The sequence below is a fragment of the Herbaspirillum sp. C9C3 genome (genome assembly GCF_013359625.1).
Lineage (GTDB): Bacteria > Pseudomonadota > Gammaproteobacteria > Burkholderiales > Burkholderiaceae_D > Herbaspirillum.
The window spans coordinates 41,774-59,655 of the sequence record NZ_JABFMQ010000006.1 but is presented as its reverse complement, the minus strand read 5'-3'; the positions used below and the strand labels follow the sequence as shown (position 1 = coordinate 59,655).

Genomic DNA, 17,882 nt, shown 5'->3' with positions numbered 1-17,882 from the left:
TGCAGGTCCTCGGGCAACATCTGCGCTTCCCGATGCGGCCTGCTGAGGTCTTCTGCGCCTTCTTCGGGACATTCATTTTTCCCGCAGAAGGACACGCATGCACGCCAGTACCACCCGCTGGGACAAGCTCACCCGGCAGCGCCAGCACCATCGCATCCTGCAACTCTCTTTCGTCAATGACGACGCTCCCGACGCCGAACTGCTGATCAATCGGCTTGAGGCCAGCGAGGCGCTCAGCCGCGATTACGCTTACACGCTGGAACTGCTGAGCAACGATGCCGACATCCCGCTGGAAGCCGTCATGGGCAAGCTGCTGTGCGTGGCCCTGGTCCGAGCGGACGGCACGCTGCGCCATTTCAGCGGATATGTGCAACGTTTCTCCTTCTTGCGCACCGACGGCGGCATCGCCTTCTACGAAGCACGGCTGGCACCCTGGCTGGCCTTCCTGGCGGCGCGCAGGAACAATCGCATCTTTCATCAGCGCAGCCTCGAAGGACTCAGTGCCGAGGTCTTCCAGGACTACCCTTCGCATGCCCGATGGGATTGTCAGCTGCACCACGCCGATCCGATCCGCACCGAGCTGTTTCAGTTCGACGAGAGTGACGGCAACCTCCTGCATCGACGCTGGGAAGATGCCGGATGGCACTACCACTATGAACATCAGGCAAATGGTCATCAGCTGAGCTTGTCGGATGATTCGACCTATGCCAATCCCATCGATGGCACAGGACAAATTCCCTTCCAGTACCACGGCGGTGCCATCGAGGAAGATGGCATGGCACAGTGGTCGGCGGTGCGGCAATTTCAGCCCGCCAGTACGCGCCTGTCGAGCTACGACTTCAAGACTGCGCAAGCGCAACAGGTGGACGTGCCGACGCTGAACCGGCAAGGGGCGGTACTGCCGCTGGAGCACTACGAATATACCGGCGCCTATGGATTTTCCCATCGTGAAGACGGCGACCGGCAAAGCCGCCTGCGCATGGAAGAATTCGAGGCATCGGCCCTGCTATTCGAGGGCGCAGGCAATTGTCGCTACCTCCAGCCGGGGCGGACCTTCCGCCTCACTGGGCATTTTTCGGAGCAAACTGGCGCGCTTGCCGACAGTCGCGCTGGCCACCAGGACCAGGAATTCCTGATCGTCAGTGTGGAGCACAGCGCCACCAACAATTATCTGCAGGAGGCGGACACTCCGCCCCTTTATACCAATCGCGTCCGCTGCATACGCAAGCATATTCCCTGGCGTCCTGGTCGCGGCTACTACAGTCAAGCCACGCACTTGCACGGCATGCAGACCGCCACCGTGGTCGGGCCGGCCGGCGAGAACCTGCATGTGGATGAATATGGCCGGGTCAAGGTGCAGTTCCATTGGGACCTGCATGGCCGTCACAATGAACACAGTACGACATGGATGCGTGTGGCCAGCAGTTGGGCCGGTGCGGAACAGGGGCTGGTGGCGGTACCGCGCATCGGACAACTGGTGATCGTGCAGTGGCTGGACGGGCATCCGGATCGCCCCATCATCACCGGTGCGGTGGTCAATCAGCGCAACATGCCACCCTGGGCCCTGCCCTCCCAGGCCGCCTTGTCCGGGATGCGCAGCCGCGAACTGGCCCCGCAGGCGGGCAATGCACCTGGCGGACGTTGCGGCCATGTGCTCTTCGACGATACCCACGAGGCCATCCAGACCCAGATCCGCAGCGATGCCTTCGACAGCCAGCTGGCACTGGGTCACATCACCCGCATCGAACACCATGGGGGTCGTCGCGATGCACGGGGTGAAGGCTTCGAACTGCGTACCGACGCTCATGGCGTGGTGCGCGCTGCCCAGGGCTTGTTGCTGACCAGCGAACCGCGACCCAAGGCGCACGGACATGTCACCGACATGGGCGAGACCGTTGGCCGCCTGACCCAGGCGCAAGCCACGCTTGCCAGTCTGAGCAAACTGGCGCAGGAGCACCAGGCGCAAGACAGGGATGCGGATCAGCACGATGCGGCACAGGCGATCAAGGCACAGAATGCGGCGCTCAAGGGAGATGGGAACGCCAGCCGCGACCGCTTCCCTGAACTGGGCGAACCACATCTGGTCCTCGCCAGCCCGAGCGGCATCGAAGCCAGCTCGGGGGCCTCCACGCATCTGGCCAGTGCCGAACATGCGGCGCTGACGGCCGGCAGCCATATCTCGGTCGCGGCTGGCAAATCCTTCTTTGCCAGCGCAGCAGAAAAGCTCTCGCTGCTGGCCTATCGTCTTGGCGCCAAACTGATTGCTGCCAGCGGTCGGGTAGAGATCCAGGCACAGAACGATGGGATGGAGATCCTCGCGCAGAAGGTGGTGGACATCATCAGCACCCGTGACTGGATCAATCTCAAGGCCAAGAAAGGTATCCGTCTCAACGGTGGGGGCAGTGAACTGGTGATTGCGGAGGGCATCACCGGCTTTACGCAGGGCGCGCACCACATACATGCTGCCGACCACCAGACCTTGGGACCGCAGGCCAGGCCCGCCGAGTTCCCCGGGTCTCGGCTCTGCCCGTCGCGCGCCAGCGGTGCGGCACAGTCCGGCAGTGCCAGTGTGGCGCTGTCCTGAGCGCTGGGTGGATCACATGCACGCCATTGCGCTTCCCGCTGAACTCATCACCACGGGCCATGTGCTGGTGGAACCGGCCAATCTGGATCCCCGCTCGCCATTACATGACTTGCCCATGCAGGTGTGCGAGGTCGCCCGGCTCCGGGATGCGGACGAGCTGACGCCGCGCCTTATCAATATCAGCGGACTCACTGCGGCCCAGCAGGAGTACCTGAACACTGCGCTGCGATGTGCTCCCCATGCCGATGAACCGCCGCTACTGTGTGCCTGGCTGGGGACTGAAGCCGACCCTGAGCGGCTCATGCGCGCGCTCACACGCTTCCTGATCGGGGTCGGCCTGGACGGGCGGGAGACTTATTGGCGCTACTACGACCCCCGTGTCTTTGCGCTGACCATGCACTTGTTCTCGGATGAACAGACCCGCGCCTTGCTGGGACCGATTACGCAGTGGCGTTTTCCATGGTGCGGTCACTGGTGGAGCGTGGCCGGCCCCGGTGAAGAAATCGAGGTACTGGGCGGCAGCCGACCGGCCTGGCCTGGCACCAACCAGTGGAGCAGTCTGGCGCACTGCGATGTGCTCAACAGCATGTTGCGCGCACTGGCGGACAAGCTTGCCGGATGTACACCGCCTGAAATCCTGCTGTATCAGCGACGCGCCGATCTGGCCCTGGTGCGCGGGCGGCAGGTACTCAAGCTCAGCGATCCGGACGAACTGAGGGAATACGCCCTGCATTGCCTGCGTTATGACAACGCGTTTCTCGACCACCCCCACCTGTACGAAGCCTGGCCAGCGCTGGCCAGTGGGCAGATCAGCTGGAGCGCCCTGCTGCAGCGCCTGGGCCCTGACGATTATCGGCAGATGGAAGCCCTGCGCCATCTGATGTCCCCTGCCAAAGGAGCAGCACAATGAACGGATGCAATTTTTGCGACAAGAAAGGCTTGCTGATCTATCCGGTCCGTTATGCCGTGGCCAGTCCTTACGGCGCGGCTGGCGTGCCGGGCTTGTCCGGCAATTTCAGAATCGAGGGTGCGCCACAGTCCATCGGCGCAGCCAAATACACCTTGCGTGCGCTACGTCCCGGCTATCTCTACACCTATGACGAGAAGCGGAGGCGACTCAAGGCTTATGTGGTCATGCCGACCGGGCATCTCTGGAATTATCCGCTGGAGTACAACGCCCCCCATCCGGCGAAGATCCGCTTTGCGTGCATTGATCCCGGCGAGCTGGTGCGGGCCTATTGTGTCGATATCTCCCACACCGCAGCCGACCCGGCCGGCAATTTCTGGATAGGCTGGTCCAATGTGCAGTGGACCAAGACCCTGATCAAGAAAGTCAGTGAAGCGGGTTGGCGCAGGAAGCACATGCAGTGTATTGACGTTGCCGCGATGCTGGCGGGCGGTGCAGCGCACACTGCGGAGTTCAACGCGAGCGCGGACAAGGTAGCGCATTTCGTGGCAGAAGAAGCTGCGATGAAAAAGGCCTATGCCTTCAGCAATGCGCCCGTTGAATCCGAAACACGCAAGCTCGCCACGGCCGTGCGCTTCAAGGCGATCATGGCCGAACATGGACCGCATCACAAGGGCTACATCGCTGCTCTCAATGATCCGGTAGGCATGACCAATGACTTGAGTGAATTGACGATACCGGACCTGCAGGCCGGGTTCGATGAGAAGATGCACCAGTCCAGGATGATTGCCGACCTGTTGGCGATTACAGAAAAATGCGTGCGCAAAGAGGCTCGGGAGGACGTTGAGTTCAGTGACAACGTTGCCGAGATCTCGGCCACCTTTCCTGATGGCGACACCTACAACAGTGCGAAGACCGTGTTCGCGGTGATAAAGGCGGGCGGCCCAAGACGCTACGCCGAGCAGCAGAAGGAAAGGCGGAAAAAGTATGGCGTAGATCTGGCCGGTCGTCAGCAGGCAGCGGAAGACGAGGCATGGTATGACTTGACCCATGACAATGGCAGGCCAACTCTGGATGAAGCACGGCTGAAGGCTTTTCCTCCGATCTACGAGGCTGCGCTCAAGGAATTCGAGCCGCAACTCTTGCAGCTGGTGATGGCACATCTTGGCTGGCTCAAGAGCGAACAATTGGCGAACTGGATGGAAGGTGTTCATGACGATGCCGACATCCTCAGTGGCTATGCCTATAGCGAATCGATGTCGCAATGTATCGGCAAGGCTGCCTGCTCCAAGCCCTGCATCGAACAGCTCACCCAATGGATCTCCAGCGGCAATCTCAAGGACACGCGCAATTTGTATGGTCGCGCCTTGTTGCTCAATCAGGCCGATATCATTGCGGCCACCGAGGTACAAATCAAGGGCAGCGATGTCCAGATCGAGAACATCCTCAACATCTACAAGGGTGCTGTTGAGCGATTGCACAACCAGGGGCATGCGGAACAATTGATTGACCGCCTGGCGCTGACCACGGGCAATGTCATCGCCAAGGCCATCAGTGAGAGTGGCAGCGCACTGGCAAAGGGACTGGCGCAGGTTCATCTTCAGTTGATGTCGGGGGTTGCCATCAAGGTCAGCAACATGAGCAGTGTCGATGTGGCGAGATGGGCAATCGCACAAGCGAAAGAGCAAGGCATCAAACTGGAGACGGCGCGACAGCAGACCCGAACCGATGCACGCAAGGAAGCCGGCAGAGCAGTCAAGCAAGCCAAGGTGCAGAAGCACTTCGTCTATGAACTGGATATCGCCAGACTGGAGAAGGAGGGGCGCATCGTGCCGGGGACCATCAAGGGGATTGGACTTCCGGGTGTCGCGATGACGCAGAAGTGGCTTGGCTCCGGCTCGCCTCGAGACTTCAGGCTCGGTGTTGCGACCATGATCGTGCAGATGGTGGCGCTGAATTTTGCGATGAAGGATCTGGCCAATAGCGACCAATTCAACCAACAGGAAACACGCCTCAAAGCAGTGCTGGCGATCGTTAGCCTGACAGCAACCATTGTAGAAATGGCTGCGTTGAGTGTTGACCAATCGATAGAGCATCCATTGGGAGCGTTTCTACGGAGGCAATGGGCAGCGGGCGAAAAAATTTCCAGAAGAATACTAAAAGGAGCTCGATTTTTCGGGATGCTCGCAGGAATCGGCGCGGGAGCATACGATATCTTCGTCAATGCACAAAATGCGGAAATGAATGGAGACAAAGAGCTTGCCAAGCTCTATTTCATTAATGGCTCATTAGGAATAGCTCTCTCGATTGCAATCTATGTCTCGATAGGTGCAATAACCTGGCCTCTCTTCCTTGTCTCAATCGTCTTAGGAATTGCAATTGCGAATAACAGCCCAAGCGCATTAAAGAGCTGGATTTCACGATGTGAATTTTCCTCCGGCGAAAAGTACAACTCATTTGACTCGCAATTGAAAGCATTTCGCGAGGCGACGGAAGGATGAACTATGGATGAACGTATATTTCAATTCAAAGCAGGGCAGCCAATTCCTGAATGGGATCTGATGCACCGCCTCGATATCGAAAGACCTGTCGGTCCTGAACGCAAAGACTCATCGACGATCTTCAAAATCAATTCGACCTACATGGATGTAACAGACCAACCTTATAGAGACCGCCAATGGCTAGCAGGCGGGATACTTGCTGCCTGCTTTGGAATCATTGCATCTCTTTATCATGGCCACAGTGTTACACAAAACTCAAACAATACGTTTGACAGTCACCTGATCATGACGATGATATTAGTCATAGGCTCAATTTCAGCTTTCGGATGTATGGCTTTCAAATACGGCCAAGACGAATTCTTTTCACTAACCCGCCGCCCCATTCGCTTCAATCGCAAAGAGAAAAAAATCTACGCCATCCGCCGTCGTAGATTCTTCGCCAGATCAGGCGAGGGCGATATCACATGGGAGGTTCCCTGGAATGAAAATTCGATCTTCTGCATCCACCGCAGAATGGTTGATCGCCGACACGTCTACCATATTCGATACTACGAGATTGATCAGAATAGCAACGTAGTCCGCGCATTCGCACTAGGGCGAAAATGGGAGGAGGACGAGTGCCTGGAAGATCTTCTCTCTCAGTGGAACTACTGGTGCTGGTACATGAATCACGGCCCGGCGGAGTTACCCAAGCCCCTGCTCTTCTTCAAGGAAAAGGAGAACATGCTGGAGAGCTTCCTGTTCTGCATGTATGACTTCGGCATGCGCGCCAGTGCTGCCTATCGTATCGTGATGATACCGGCCATCCTGCTGATGACCAGCCACCGCCTGATGGCACTCTGGACCTGCCGCGATCCAATCTGGCCTGACGCGGTAGCCAAGGTCAGCGTCATTGAGCCTGACGATCCATTCGATCAACCGTCCGGGAACACTCCCGTGGGTTGGGCAGAAACTATCCACACTATTGATCGTGGCGAATATCCTGATGGCGATAAACGAGAAATGAAAAACTGGTCTGGCGAAAAGAATCCTGCTCTTAACGCTCTACTTTGGGCCAAAGACATCCCTCCCCCAACAAGATAATGAAAGCGCCCATGAAAGACCATCAAGGCCGAGCCGTGATCCGCCTCGGCGACAAAACCTCCCACGGCGGCGAAGTCATTTCCGCCTGCGACTCGCTCAAAGCCATGGGCAAAGCCGTCGCACTCGAAGCAGACATGACATTCTGCCCCAAGTGCAAGGGCCAGTTCGCCATCCAGCCCGATGGCGGCGGCAGCACCCGCAAGCATCATGGCAAGCAGGTGGCCTATCACGGAGATACCACCGCCTGCGGTGCCACCCTGATCGCTTCACTGTAAAAAGCTGAAGCTGTCACCAGCAACCAGACCATCATTGCCCGTCGTCAGACTGCTCCTTCTTGAGCTCCGCAAACTTGGCCGCCATGGTTGGATTGCCCCGCGTCAATCGCTTGATGGTCACATCCTGCGCCTTGTCATTGGCCAGACGCAGGTTGCGGTCAGTACCGAGCAGGGCTTCCTTGGTCTTCTGCAAGTGGTCGATGGATTTGTCGATCTCATCGATGGCCGTCTGGAAGCGGCGCGAGGCCAGGTCGTAGTTCTTGGCGAAGGCCGCCTTGAAGGTGTCCAGCTCGGATTCGAAGTTGGTGATGTCGATGTTCTGCGCCTTCACCAGCGCCAGCTCGGTCTTGTATTTCAGCGAGTTGAGCGCAGCATTGCGCAGCAACGTGATGATGGGAATGAAGAACTGCGGACGTACCACGTACATCTTCGGATAGCGGTGGAAGACATCCACGATCCCGGTGTTGTACAGCTCGCTCTCCGGCTCCAGCATCGAAACCAGGACGGCGTATTCGCAGCCCTTCTCCTGACGGTCCTTGTCCAGTTCCTTTAGGAAGTCTTCATTGCGATTCTTGGTGGCGGTGTGATCGTTCTCATTCTTCATCTCGAACATGATGGAGACAATCTCGGTGCCGGCTTCATCCGTATCACGGAAGATGTAGTCACCCTTGCTGCCGCTGCGCGCATCGTTGTCCTTCTCGAAATACGCGCGCGGGAAGGCGGTGGCGCGGATACGGTTGAACTCGGTTTCGCAATGCTGCTCCAGCGTCTCGCCGACCATCTTGGTCGATAGCCGCGCCTTCATGTCGCGCAGGCGCTCGATCATGTCTTCGCGGTCCTTGAGCTGGGTCTCGTATTTGTCCTTGAGTGATTTCTCGGCCAGCTGTTTTTCCAGCTCGGCGCGCATCAGGTTGTTCCTGAGTTCGTCGCGCTCCTTCTCCACCACGCCGACGGCCTCGTTCACGGCCAGCTTCTGGGTCAGCGCGATGGAATCCATCTTCGCTTTCAATGCCTGGATCTCGGCATCCTTCTCACTGACGGTCTGCTGCAATTGCCCGGCGAGGCGAGCCTCGGCCAATTGCTGGTCGGCGAGCTTTTCTTTTCTGGCCTGTTCGAGTTCATTGGCCAGCTTGTCGCGCTCGCGCTCGACGTTGGCCATGGCTTCGGCCACGGCCATCTTCTGCGCCATTTCACCGGCTTCCAGCCTTGCCTTCAATTCCTGGATCTCGGCATCACGCGCGGCTGCGGCCTTCTGCAATTGCGCCTCGGCCTTGGCGCTCGCCAGCGCGATGGCGTTGCGCTTGTCCTGCTCGGCCAGCTCCAGGCGCTCGTGCAATTGCTGCTCGAAGGCACTGTCGCGCACTTGCGAGAGGATGTCGGCATAGCCGGCCTCATCGATCTTGAAGGCTTTGCCGCAGTGGGGGCAGATGATGTCGTGCATGGATGCTCGGGTCCTGTTCTTGTCAGATGACCGCTAGCTTAACGGATCGCGCCCGCGGTGCAGAGAGAGAAAACGAGGAAAGAAAATCGGCAGGAAAGGCAGGAATGCAAAAAGCCCGCACAAGGCGGGCTTTTCTGAATTTGGTGGAAAGTGCAAGGTTTGAACTTGCGACCCCTGCAGTGTGAATGCAGTGCTCTACCACTGAGCTAACCTTCCTTACCTGACTGGTTTGTTGCTGCAGAACTAATCGAGAAGCGAGATTATGCCAACGTTTTTCGACCTGTGCAAGTGCTTCGTAAATAATTCTTCATTTTTTATCGAAAGCGCTGCCGGATGACGACAAAGACCTGACCAACATCAGCCTCACGCCGCTTCAGCGGCCGCCTCCGGTGGCGGCGGTTCGAAGCGCCACACACAGCTGCCGCGCGCTTCCTTGTCAAGCTGGTTGAGCACGTCTTCATGCAGGCCCAGTTCTTCCTCGCTGGCCGTCACCACGATCACTTCGGCCAGCGGCGCCAGCTCCAGCTTGCCCTCGCCTTCACTGACCTCTTCCTCGGCACCCAGATCCATGGTCAGCGAGTTCTGCCCGCGCGTCATCGACAGATACACTTCGGCCAGCAACTCCGCATCCAGCAGCGCACCGTGCAGCACGCGATGGGCGTTGGAGATGCCGTAGCGGTCGCACAGCGCATCAAGCGAATTGCGACGGCCCGGGTGCAGTTCCTTGGCCATCTGCAAGGAGTCCACCACATCGGCCACGTGCTCCTTGAACGGCGGCAGGCCCAGCAAGGCCAGCTCCGCATCCAGGAAGCCGACGTCGAAGGGCGCATTGTGGATGATGATCTGCGCACCACGCACATAGTCCAGGAACTCGGCGGCAATCTGCTTGAAGGTCGGCTTGTCAGCCAGGAACTCGGTGGTCAGGCCGTGCACGGCCAGCGCGCCTTCTTCGGAGTCGCGCTCGGGATTGATGTAGAAGTGAAGATTCTTGCCCGAAAGCTGGCGATTGAGCACCTCCACACAGCCGATTTCCAGGATGCGGTTGCCGTTGCGCGGCGAAAGGCCCGTGGTTTCGGTATCGAGGATGATCTGACGCATGCTTGCTCCTGCTGATGTTGATGCTGCTAAAACACTGATATGAAAGAAAAAACCGCCCCGCTCAGCCTATGCTGTCCACGCCGCGATTGGCCAGCTGGTCGGCGCGCTCGTTGCCGGCGTGGCCATTGTGCCCGCGCACCCAGCGCCACTCGACCTGGTGCTGCTGCTGGGCGGCGTCCAGCGCCTGCCACAGGTCGGCATTCTTGACCGGCTCCTTGCTGGCGGTCTTCCAGCCGCGCGCCTTCCAGCCGTGGATCCACTCGCTGATGCCCTTCTGCACATACTGGCTGTCGGTATGCACCACCACTTCGCAGGGGCGCTTCAAGGCATTGAGCGCCTGGATCACCGCCATCAGCTCCATGCGGTTGTTGGTGGTGTTGGGCTCGCCACCGAAGATTTCCTTCTCCTTGCCACCGGCCACCAGCAACGCGCCCCAGCCGCCACGACCAGGATTACCCTTGCAGGCACCATCGGAATAGATCTCTACTTTGTCCATACTCTTCACTTCAATCGGTTTGCCCATGCACATTGGCGCATGATAAGCGGGCCGCGATGATACCTGATCTCGCTGCAAGGCCCGTAGATTCAGTCGGTCTTGTGGATGCGATTGGTCACCGGCACGCCACGCGGGGCCTTCAGCTTCTGGCGTTGCAACGCCGGGCCGATCAGGCGCATGCCCGGCACCCGCTTGATGGCCTGGACGATGTAGACCGCGCCGAAATACGGCCACCAGCGGTCGCCGGCCTTTTCCATGAAGCCGAAGCGGTCCAGCCATTGCGCGGTCTCGCAGGGCGGGGCGTAGCAGCCGAAGTGGCCGCGATTGACCTCCATGTTCAACAACTTGAGCCAGTCCTTCAGGCGCGGCAGGCGGATGAATTCACCATCCTGCGGCAGGAAATGCGCACCGGTCAGGCGGCCGGCAGCCTGGCGCATGCCCCACAGGCTGCTGGGATTGAAGCCGCAGATGATGACCTGCCCTTCCGGAATCAAGACCCGCTCCACCTCGCGCAGTACCTGATGCGGCTCGGCGGCAAACTCCAGCACGTGCGGCAGCACCACCAGGTCCAGGCTCTGCGTGGCGAAAGGCAGTTCGCCGAAGTCCGGCGTCACCACCTGCGGGATTTCCAGCTCGGACTGGCCTTCCACCGGCATGCGCTTGTCGGCCAGCCAGCGATAGGGCATGCGGTTGGCCTGCAGCGCGTGGATCTGGGGTGAACCGATCTGCACGGCGTTGAAGCCGAAGATGTCCGCCGTCAGGGCATTGAGATGGCGCTGCTCCCACTGGCGCAGATAGTCGCCGATAGGCGTCTGCAACCAGGCGGCCAAGTCTATAATTTCGGCGTTGTTCGCAGTCACTGCAGTGTCAGCCTTGTCAGCCATCTCTTCTTTCGCGCCTCATGACCCAGCCAGCCCAGCCAGCTCAAGCAGATCAGAAAACTTCATTGGACGTCCTGGCCGTACCGGCGTTCGACGACAATTACCTGTGGATCATCCATGACGGCCGCCATGCCGCCGTGGTCGACCCCGGCGACGCGGTCCCCGTCCTGGCCGCATTGCAGGCCGAGGGCCTGACATTGGCCGCTATTCTACTGACTCATCACCATGCTGACCATGTCGGCGGTGTGCTTGAGCTGGCGCGCAGTGCCGTCAGCGACGCCTTCCCGAACATCCCCGTCTATGGCCCGGCGCGCGAGCATTCCCGCATCAAGGGCATGACGATCCCGCTGCACGGGAATGACGAAGTGAAGATTGCTTCCCTGGGCCTGTCGCTGCAGGTCATCGACGTACCCGGCCACACGCTCGGTCACATTGCCTATTACGCGGCAGATCAAGGCCTGCTGTTCTGTGGCGATACGCTTTTTGCAGGAGGATGCGGGCGCCTCTTCGAAGGCACGCCCGCACAGATGGTCCAATCACTGACCAGGCTCGCCAGCCTGCCCGGCGATACACAAGTGTATTGCGCCCATGAGTACACCCTCTCCAATCTGAAGTTCGCTGCCGAGGTCGAGCCCGGCAATGAAGCGCTGACCGCACGGATCCTGCGCGAGCGTGCCAGACGCGAACGCGGGGAGGCGACCGTACCGACCAGCATCGCCTTGGAGCGCGCCACCAACCCCTTCCTGCGCACCGGCGAAAAGGAAATCCTCGAATCGCTGCAAAAGGCAGGTCGTTTGGCGCAGTTGGACGACGTTAGCAGCTTCGCAGCCCTGCGCGAATGGAAAAATACCTACAGATAAGGGGATATTGACAGACGTTCAGGAGCAAATTCCTGCCAAATCAAGGACTTGGCTTTGTAACAGAGGCCAATTTTTGCTTGACTGCCGAAAAGGGTCTTTCGTACACTCCTTCAATTCCCCAAAATGGGCACCAGCGTTTTTACGAAGTTTTACGAACGCTGTCCACTCTGCACCACGCCGGGGAGACTCGCAGCTTCCGACCTTGCATTACCGTCAACCTGCACGCGCCCGTGATCGGACTGATCCGGACTCCGCCGGCAGGAGGTGTCGAGCTTAATCACAGCTCTGCAACGGAAGCGCCGCACGCAAACTTTTGCCTCTGGTACAGGATATCGCCCACATGCAGCGTACTTTGAAACAACTCGCCATTGCCGCCCTGTTCTGCGCTGGTACCCCGCTGCTCTCCCACGCCAACGATATCTCGATCTACCCCGCCCCCTTCAATGCGATCAATCCCGAACTGGCCGGCAATGCCCTGCCGGGGATGAACGACATCGACATCTGGACGCGCATTCGCAAGGGCTTCGGGATTCCCGATCTGGACAATGCCTTGGTGGAGAGCCAGACCCAGTGGTACAGCTCCCGTCCCGACTACATCCAGCGCACCACGGTGCGCGCCTCGCGCTATCTGTTCCACGTCGTGCAGGAGCTGGAAAAGCGCGGCATGCCCACCGAACTGGCGCTGCTACCTTTCATCGAATCGGCCTTCAATCCGGAGGCACTGTCCACCGCCAAGGCAGCGGGCATGTGGCAGTTCATTCCCTCCACCGGGCGTGACTACAACCTCAAGCAGAACATGTTTACCGACGAGCGCCGCGACGTGCTGGCCTCCACCGATGCCGCGCTGACCTATCTGCAGAAGCTCTATGGCATGTTCGGCGACTGGCAACTGGCGCTGGCAGCCTACAACTGGGGCGAGGGCTCGGTGCAGCGCGCAGTCAACCGCAATCTTGCCGCCGGCCTGCCGATCGACTTCAATACGCTGTCGGCGCAGATGCCCGCCGAGACCCGCAACTACGTACCCAAGCTGCAGGCAGTCAAGAACATCATCGCCAATCCGGCCGCCTACGATATCGCTCTGCCCAAGGTGGACAACCAGCCCTACTTCGTCACCATCGGCAAGACCCGCAATATCGACGTGAAGGTCGCCGCGCAACTGGCTGAACTGTCGGTCGACGAGTTCAAGGCGCTGAACCCGCAGTTCAACCGCCCCGTCATCATCGGTGGCGACGATACCAAGATCCTGCTGCCGGAAAGCAATGCCGAGAAGTTCAAGGCCAACATGTCCAAGTGGACCCAGGCCTTCTCAACCTGGACGGCGCACACCGTCTCCAGCGCCCGCGAACGCATCGAGACCATCGCCAGCAAGTTCGGCACCACTCCCGAAGTCATCCGCAGCGTCAACCAGATCCCGCCGCGCATGGTCTTGAAAGCCGGCTCCACGATTCTGGTGCCCAAGAACGAAGAGACTGCCTCCCTCGATACCGACCTGACCCCGGAAATCGCCGACAACGCCCGCCTGGCCATCGCTCCTGACGTTCCGGAAACCCGCCGCATCTATGTGAAGGCCGGCAAGCGCGACACCCTGGGCGGCATCGCCAGCCGCTACCACGTGAGCGTGGCGCAGATCAAGCAATGGAACGGCTTGAAGCACGATACCCTGGCAGCCGGCCAGAGCCTGCAACTGCACGTGGCCAACGTCGCCGTCCATGCGGCGCCGCGACGCGTTGCCTCCCATCGCGCCGCCCCGGCGCGACGTCAGGTCGCCTCGGCCAAGGCACCGGTACGCAAGGCAGCCCCGCCGGCCCGCAAGGTGGCCGGCAAGCCGCTGACCCTGGCCTCCGGCAACGGCGCCCGCAAGCAATAATCCGGAGGAAACCGGAGGAGACCCGGGCGGCTCGACCGCCCACTACAAGAAGACGCGCCCCAAGCACGGAAGAAGAAAAACATTGCAGTCTGTATGGACCCGAAGCCCCGGAGCTGATCCGGACTTCGGGTTTTCTTTTTGGCGAGACCTTCAGCGCGCGGCTTCGGCGTAGGTGGCGGCGGCCACCAGGCGGCGCGTGTAGTCCTGCTGCGGATGCTGCAGTACCTGCTCGGCAGGGCCGCTTTCGACCACCTTGCCATCCTTCATCACGATCACCTGGTGCGCCATGGCCTGCACCACGGCCAGGTCGTGGGTGATGAACAGATAGGCCAGGCCATGTCGGCGCTGCAGGTCGGCCAGCAGTTGCAGTACCTGCTGCTGCACGGTCACGTCCAGGGCCGAGGTCGGCTCGTCCAGCAACAGCAGTTCCGGCTGCAACACCAGCGCGCGGGCGATGGCGATACGCTGGCGCTGGCCGCCGGAGAATTCATGCGGATAGCGCTCCAGGGCGGCTGTCGTCAGACCGACCTCTTCCAGCGCGCCGACGATGGCCTGGCGCTGCTGCGCGGGGGTCTTCTCGGGATGGTGCAGGGCCAGGCCTTCGCCGACGATCTGCTCCACCGTGCGACGCGGCGAAAGCGAGGCGAAGGGATCCTGGAACACCACCTGCAGGCGCGAGCGCAAAGGCCGCAGCGCACGGCTGCTGCGCTCGGAAATGGGCTCGCCGTCGAAGCGGATACTGCCACTCACGCTGGCCGCCGACAGCCGCAACAAGGCCATGCCCAGCGTGGACTTGCCGGAGCCGGATTCACCGACGATGCCGATGGTCTCGCCACGACGCAGTTGCAGGTCGATGCCATCAACAGCATGGAAGGCGCGTTTGGCAAACCAGCCCTGCTTGATGTGATAGGTGCAGCGCAGTTGCTCAGCCTGTAGCACAACAGGCGCCTCGGCCGGCATCTCTGCCGCATTGCGCTGCGGACGGCTCTGCAACAGCTTGCGAGTATAAGGCTGCTGCGGATTGGCGAAGAGCTCGGCGACGCTGGCGCTTTCGACCAGCATGCCCTTTTCCATCACGCCGACGCGGTCGGCGAAGTGGCGTACCAGGTTCAGGTCGTGCGAAATGATGAGCACGGCCATGTTCTCTTCCCGCTGCAACTGGTTCAGCAAGGCCAGGATCTGTACCTGGATGGTCACATCCAGGGCCGTGGTCGGCTCATCGGCAATGAGGAGCCTGGGCTTGCAGGCCAAAGCCATGGCAATCATGGCGCGCTGGCGCTGGCCACCCGAGAGTTCATGCGGATACGACAGCGCACGCCGCGCCGGTTCGGCAATGCCGGTCTTCTCCAGCAACGCCACGGCGCGTCTGGCCGCATCGCGCGCATGGAGACCCTCGTGCAGCATCAACACCTCGGCGATCTGGTTGCCGATGGTAAAAAGCGGGTTCAGGGCCGTCATCGGCTCCTGGAAGATCATCGCCACATCCTTGCCGCGCACCTGCTGCATCTGGCGCTCGTTCTTCTTCAGCACATCCTGGCCGTCGAGCAGGATGCTGCCTTCGTAGCGGGCATCCTGATTGAGCTGCATGACCGCCAGCGACGACACGGTCTTGCCCGAACCCGATTCCCCCACCAGGGCAAACTTCTCGCCAGGGGACATCGCAAAGCTCACGCGGTCCACCACCACGGTGTCGCCGAAGCGTACCGTCAGATCCTTCACTTCCAGCAGCGGGGCGCTCATGCCTTCCTCCGTACGTCCAGGGCGTTGCGCAGGCCGTTGCCGATATTGGTCAGCAGCAGCAGGGTCACGGTCAGCACCACGAAGGTGGAGACCGCGATCCACCAGGCATCCAGGTTGTTCTTGCCTTGCGCCAGCAGTTCACCCAGGCTGGGGGTGGAGGGCGGCACGCCCAGGCCGAGAAAGTCCAGACTGGTCAGCGCCAGGATGGCGGCGCTCATGCGGAAAGGGAGGAAGGTCACCACCGTCGTCATGCTGTTGGGCAGCACGTGGCGCCAGATGATGAGGCGGTTGGGCAAGCCCATGGCGCGCGCGGCCTGCACGTATTCCAGGTTGCGATTGCGCAGGAAATCGGCGCGCACGTAATCGGACAGGCTCATCCAGCCGAACAGCGACAGCAATACCAGCAGCAGACCCAGGCTGGGCTGGAAGATCGAGGAGAAGATGATCAGCAGGTACAGCTCCGGCATCGATCCCCATATCTCCAGCAGGCGCTGGGTGATGAGGTCGGTGCGTCCGGCAAAGTAACCCTGCAGCGCACCGGCGGCCACGCCCAGCACCACCCCGATGAACGTGAGCGCCATGCCGAACAGCACCGACACGCGGAAGCCATAGAGCAGGCGCGCGAACACGTCGCGACCGCGGTCGTCGGTGCCCAGCCAGTTCTCGGCCGAGGGGGCCGCCGGGTTGGGTTCCTTGGCGAAGTAGTTCAGGGTGTTGTAGCCATAGCGGTTCAGCGGATAGATGACCCAGTTGCCGTCCTTGCGGAATTGCTGCTCGATGAAGGGATCGAGGTAGTCGGCGGGCGAGTCGAAGTCGCCGCCAAAATGCTTGTCTGAATAATCTTTCACTATCGGGAACATCAGCCTGCCCTGGTAGCTGGCCACCAGCGGCTTGTCGTTGGAGATCAGTTCGGCGCCCAGACTCAGTATGAAGAGAAGGGAAAAAATCACCAGACTCCAGTAGCCGGTGCGATCCGCGCGAAACCGCAGCCAGATGCGACGGCTGGGCGAGAGGGAGGGGGTGGCGGGCGTAGTCATGCTCATTGCGCCAGGCTTTCGAATTGGACGCGCGGGTCAGCCCACACATAGCAGAGATCGCCCACCAGCTTGACCACCAGGCCGATGAGCGTGAACAGATAGAGCGTGCCCATGACCACCGGATAGTCACGCCGGATCGCCGATTCATAGGCCAGGAGCCCCATGCCGTCCAGCGAGAACAGCGTTTCGATCAGCAGGCTGCCGGCGAAGAAAGAGGCGATGAAGGCCGAGGGAAAACCGGTTACCAACGGAATGAGTGCATTGCGAAACACGTGCTTGTACAGCACCTTGCGCTCTGACAAGCCCTTGGCGCGGGCGGTCAGCACGTATTGCTTGCGGATCTCTTCGAGGAAGGTGTTGCGGGTCAGCATGGTGATGACGGCGAAGGCGCCGATGACCGAGGCCGTTACCGGCAGGGTGATGTGCCACAGGTAATCGGTGATCTTGCCCATGAAGGAGAGGCTGGCCCAGTTGTCCGAGGTCAGGCCGCGCAGCGGGAACCACTGCACGAAGCTGCCGCCGGCAAACAGCACCAGCAGGAACACCCCCAGCACGAAACCGGGAATGGAATAGCCGACCAGCACCAGCCCGGTGGTGGCGGTATCGAAACGGCTGCCCTCGCGCACCGCCTTGGCGATGCCCAGCGGCACCGAGATCAGGTAGCTCAGCAGGAAGGTCCACAACCCGATGCTGATGGAGACCGGAAGCTTGGATTTGACCAGGGTCCAGACATCGCCGTGGTGGTAGAAGCTCTTGCCGAGGTCGAAGGTCAGGAAACCCTTGAGCATGATCCAGAAACGCTCGACCGGCGGCTTGTCGAAACCGTAGAGCTGCTTGATCTCGGCGATGCGCTGCTCGTCGATGCCCTGCCGTCCGCGATAGGCCGAGGCACCGCTGGCGGCGCCGCCACCGGAGGCTTCACCGCCACCGCCGCGCCCTTTCATCTCCAGCATGGCCTGTTCCACCGGACCGCCGGGGACGAACTGGATCACCGCGAAGGTGATGGCCACCACACCGAAGAGCGTGGGAATCATCAACAGCACCCGCTTCAAAATATAGGACCAGATATTCATGCCTGCCACCATCCTCGTTCCTGCCCGCCGCACCGGGTG

At 60.4% G+C, this 17,882-nt stretch carries 14 protein-coding genes and 1 tRNA gene; 7 read left to right on the top strand and 8 right to left on the bottom strand.

Features of this window, described 5'->3' with window-relative positions:
- Positions 1–97 precede the first annotated feature (97 nt).
- The 5 genes from HNO82_RS07995 to HNO82_RS07975 are packed head-to-tail and all read left to right on the top strand — an operon-like array spanning position 98 to position 7,350.
- Positions 98–2,584, top strand: coding sequence for a type VI secretion system Vgr family protein (locus HNO82_RS07995; RefSeq protein WP_175343320.1), 2,487 nt, complete (start codon positions 98–100; stop codon positions 2,582–2,584).
- A 16-nt stretch (positions 2,585–2,600) separates the two neighbouring features.
- The gene (locus HNO82_RS07990) at positions 2,601–3,494 is read left to right on the top strand and encodes a DUF4123 domain-containing protein (protein ID WP_175343423.1); all 894 of its coding nucleotides are present in this window, start codon (positions 2,601–2,603) and stop codon (positions 3,492–3,494) included.
- Positions 3,491–5,992 (top strand): T6SS effector BTH_I2691 family protein, encoded by a 2,502-nt coding sequence (locus HNO82_RS07985; RefSeq protein WP_175343319.1) that lies wholly within the window; start codon positions 3,491–3,493, stop codon positions 5,990–5,992. The genes HNO82_RS07990 and HNO82_RS07985 overlap by 4 nt, the downstream gene beginning before the upstream one ends.
- Positions 5,993–5,995: 3 nt before the next feature.
- Entirely contained in the window at positions 5,996–7,075 is a 1,080-nt protein-coding gene (locus HNO82_RS07980; protein WP_175343318.1) for a DUF6708 domain-containing protein, read from the top strand.
- Positions 7,076–7,086: 11 nt separating this feature from the next.
- On the top strand, positions 7,087–7,350 hold the full coding sequence (locus HNO82_RS07975) for a PAAR domain-containing protein (protein ID WP_175343317.1): 264 nt from the start codon (positions 7,087–7,089) through the stop codon (positions 7,348–7,350).
- 31 nt (positions 7,351–7,381) lie between these two features.
- Here HNO82_RS07975 and HNO82_RS07970 read toward each other — a convergent pair whose 3' ends face one another.
- From HNO82_RS07970 to HNO82_RS07950, 5 genes are all read right to left on the bottom strand, one after another.
- The gene (locus HNO82_RS07970) at positions 7,382–8,791 is read right to left on the bottom strand and encodes a DUF2130 domain-containing protein (protein ID WP_175343316.1); all 1,410 of its coding nucleotides are present in this window, start codon (positions 8,789–8,791) and stop codon (positions 7,382–7,384) included.
- Between the two features lie 141 nt (positions 8,792–8,932).
- A tRNA-Val gene (locus HNO82_RS07965) sits at positions 8,933–9,007 on the bottom strand.
- Positions 9,008–9,154: 147 nt separating this feature from the next.
- Positions 9,155–9,889 (bottom strand): DNA polymerase III subunit epsilon, encoded by a 735-nt coding sequence (gene dnaQ / locus HNO82_RS07960; protein ID WP_008331101.1) that lies wholly within the window; start codon positions 9,887–9,889, stop codon positions 9,155–9,157.
- 61 nt (positions 9,890–9,950) lie between these two features.
- On the bottom strand, positions 9,951–10,385 hold the full coding sequence (gene rnhA, locus HNO82_RS07955; protein ID WP_034350828.1) for a ribonuclease HI: 435 nt from the start codon (positions 10,383–10,385) through the stop codon (positions 9,951–9,953).
- Between the two features lie 89 nt (positions 10,386–10,474).
- Positions 10,475–11,269, bottom strand: a complete 795-nt coding sequence (locus HNO82_RS07950; RefSeq protein WP_008331105.1) for a class I SAM-dependent methyltransferase — start codon at positions 11,267–11,269, stop codon at positions 10,475–10,477.
- Positions 11,270–11,331: 62 nt separating this feature from the next.
- Here HNO82_RS07950 and gloB point away from each other — a divergent pair, with 62 nt between their 5' ends.
- Positions 11,332–12,126 (top strand): hydroxyacylglutathione hydrolase, encoded by a 795-nt coding sequence (gloB, locus tag HNO82_RS07945; protein WP_175343422.1) that lies wholly within the window; start codon positions 11,332–11,334, stop codon positions 12,124–12,126.
- 340 nt (positions 12,127–12,466) lie between these two features.
- Positions 12,467–13,993, top strand: a complete 1,527-nt coding sequence (locus tag HNO82_RS07940) for a transglycosylase SLT domain-containing protein (protein ID WP_008331107.1) — start codon at positions 12,467–12,469, stop codon at positions 13,991–13,993.
- Positions 13,994–14,143: 150 nt separating this feature from the next.
- On the opposite strand, the gene HNO82_RS07935 is transcribed toward HNO82_RS07940, so the two are convergent.
- The 3 genes from HNO82_RS07935 to HNO82_RS07925 are packed head-to-tail and all read right to left on the bottom strand — an operon-like array spanning position 14,144 to position 17,843.
- A complete protein-coding gene (locus HNO82_RS07935; RefSeq protein ID WP_175343315.1) occupies positions 14,144–15,733 on the bottom strand; it encodes an ABC transporter ATP-binding protein in 1,590 nt (529 codons plus the stop codon).
- Positions 15,730–16,776: an ABC transporter permease gene (locus HNO82_RS07930; RefSeq protein WP_175343314.1), complete on the bottom strand. Its 1,047-nt coding sequence runs from the start codon at positions 16,774–16,776 to the stop codon at positions 15,730–15,732. Before HNO82_RS07930 ends, HNO82_RS07935 begins: the two co-directional genes overlap by 4 nt.
- Complete coding sequence (locus tag HNO82_RS07925) at positions 16,773–17,843, bottom strand: microcin C ABC transporter permease YejB (protein WP_034351175.1); 1,071 nt, start codon at positions 17,841–17,843, stop codon at positions 16,773–16,775. Before HNO82_RS07925 ends, HNO82_RS07930 begins: the two co-directional genes overlap by 4 nt.
- Between the last annotated feature and the right edge of the window lie 39 nt (positions 17,844–17,882).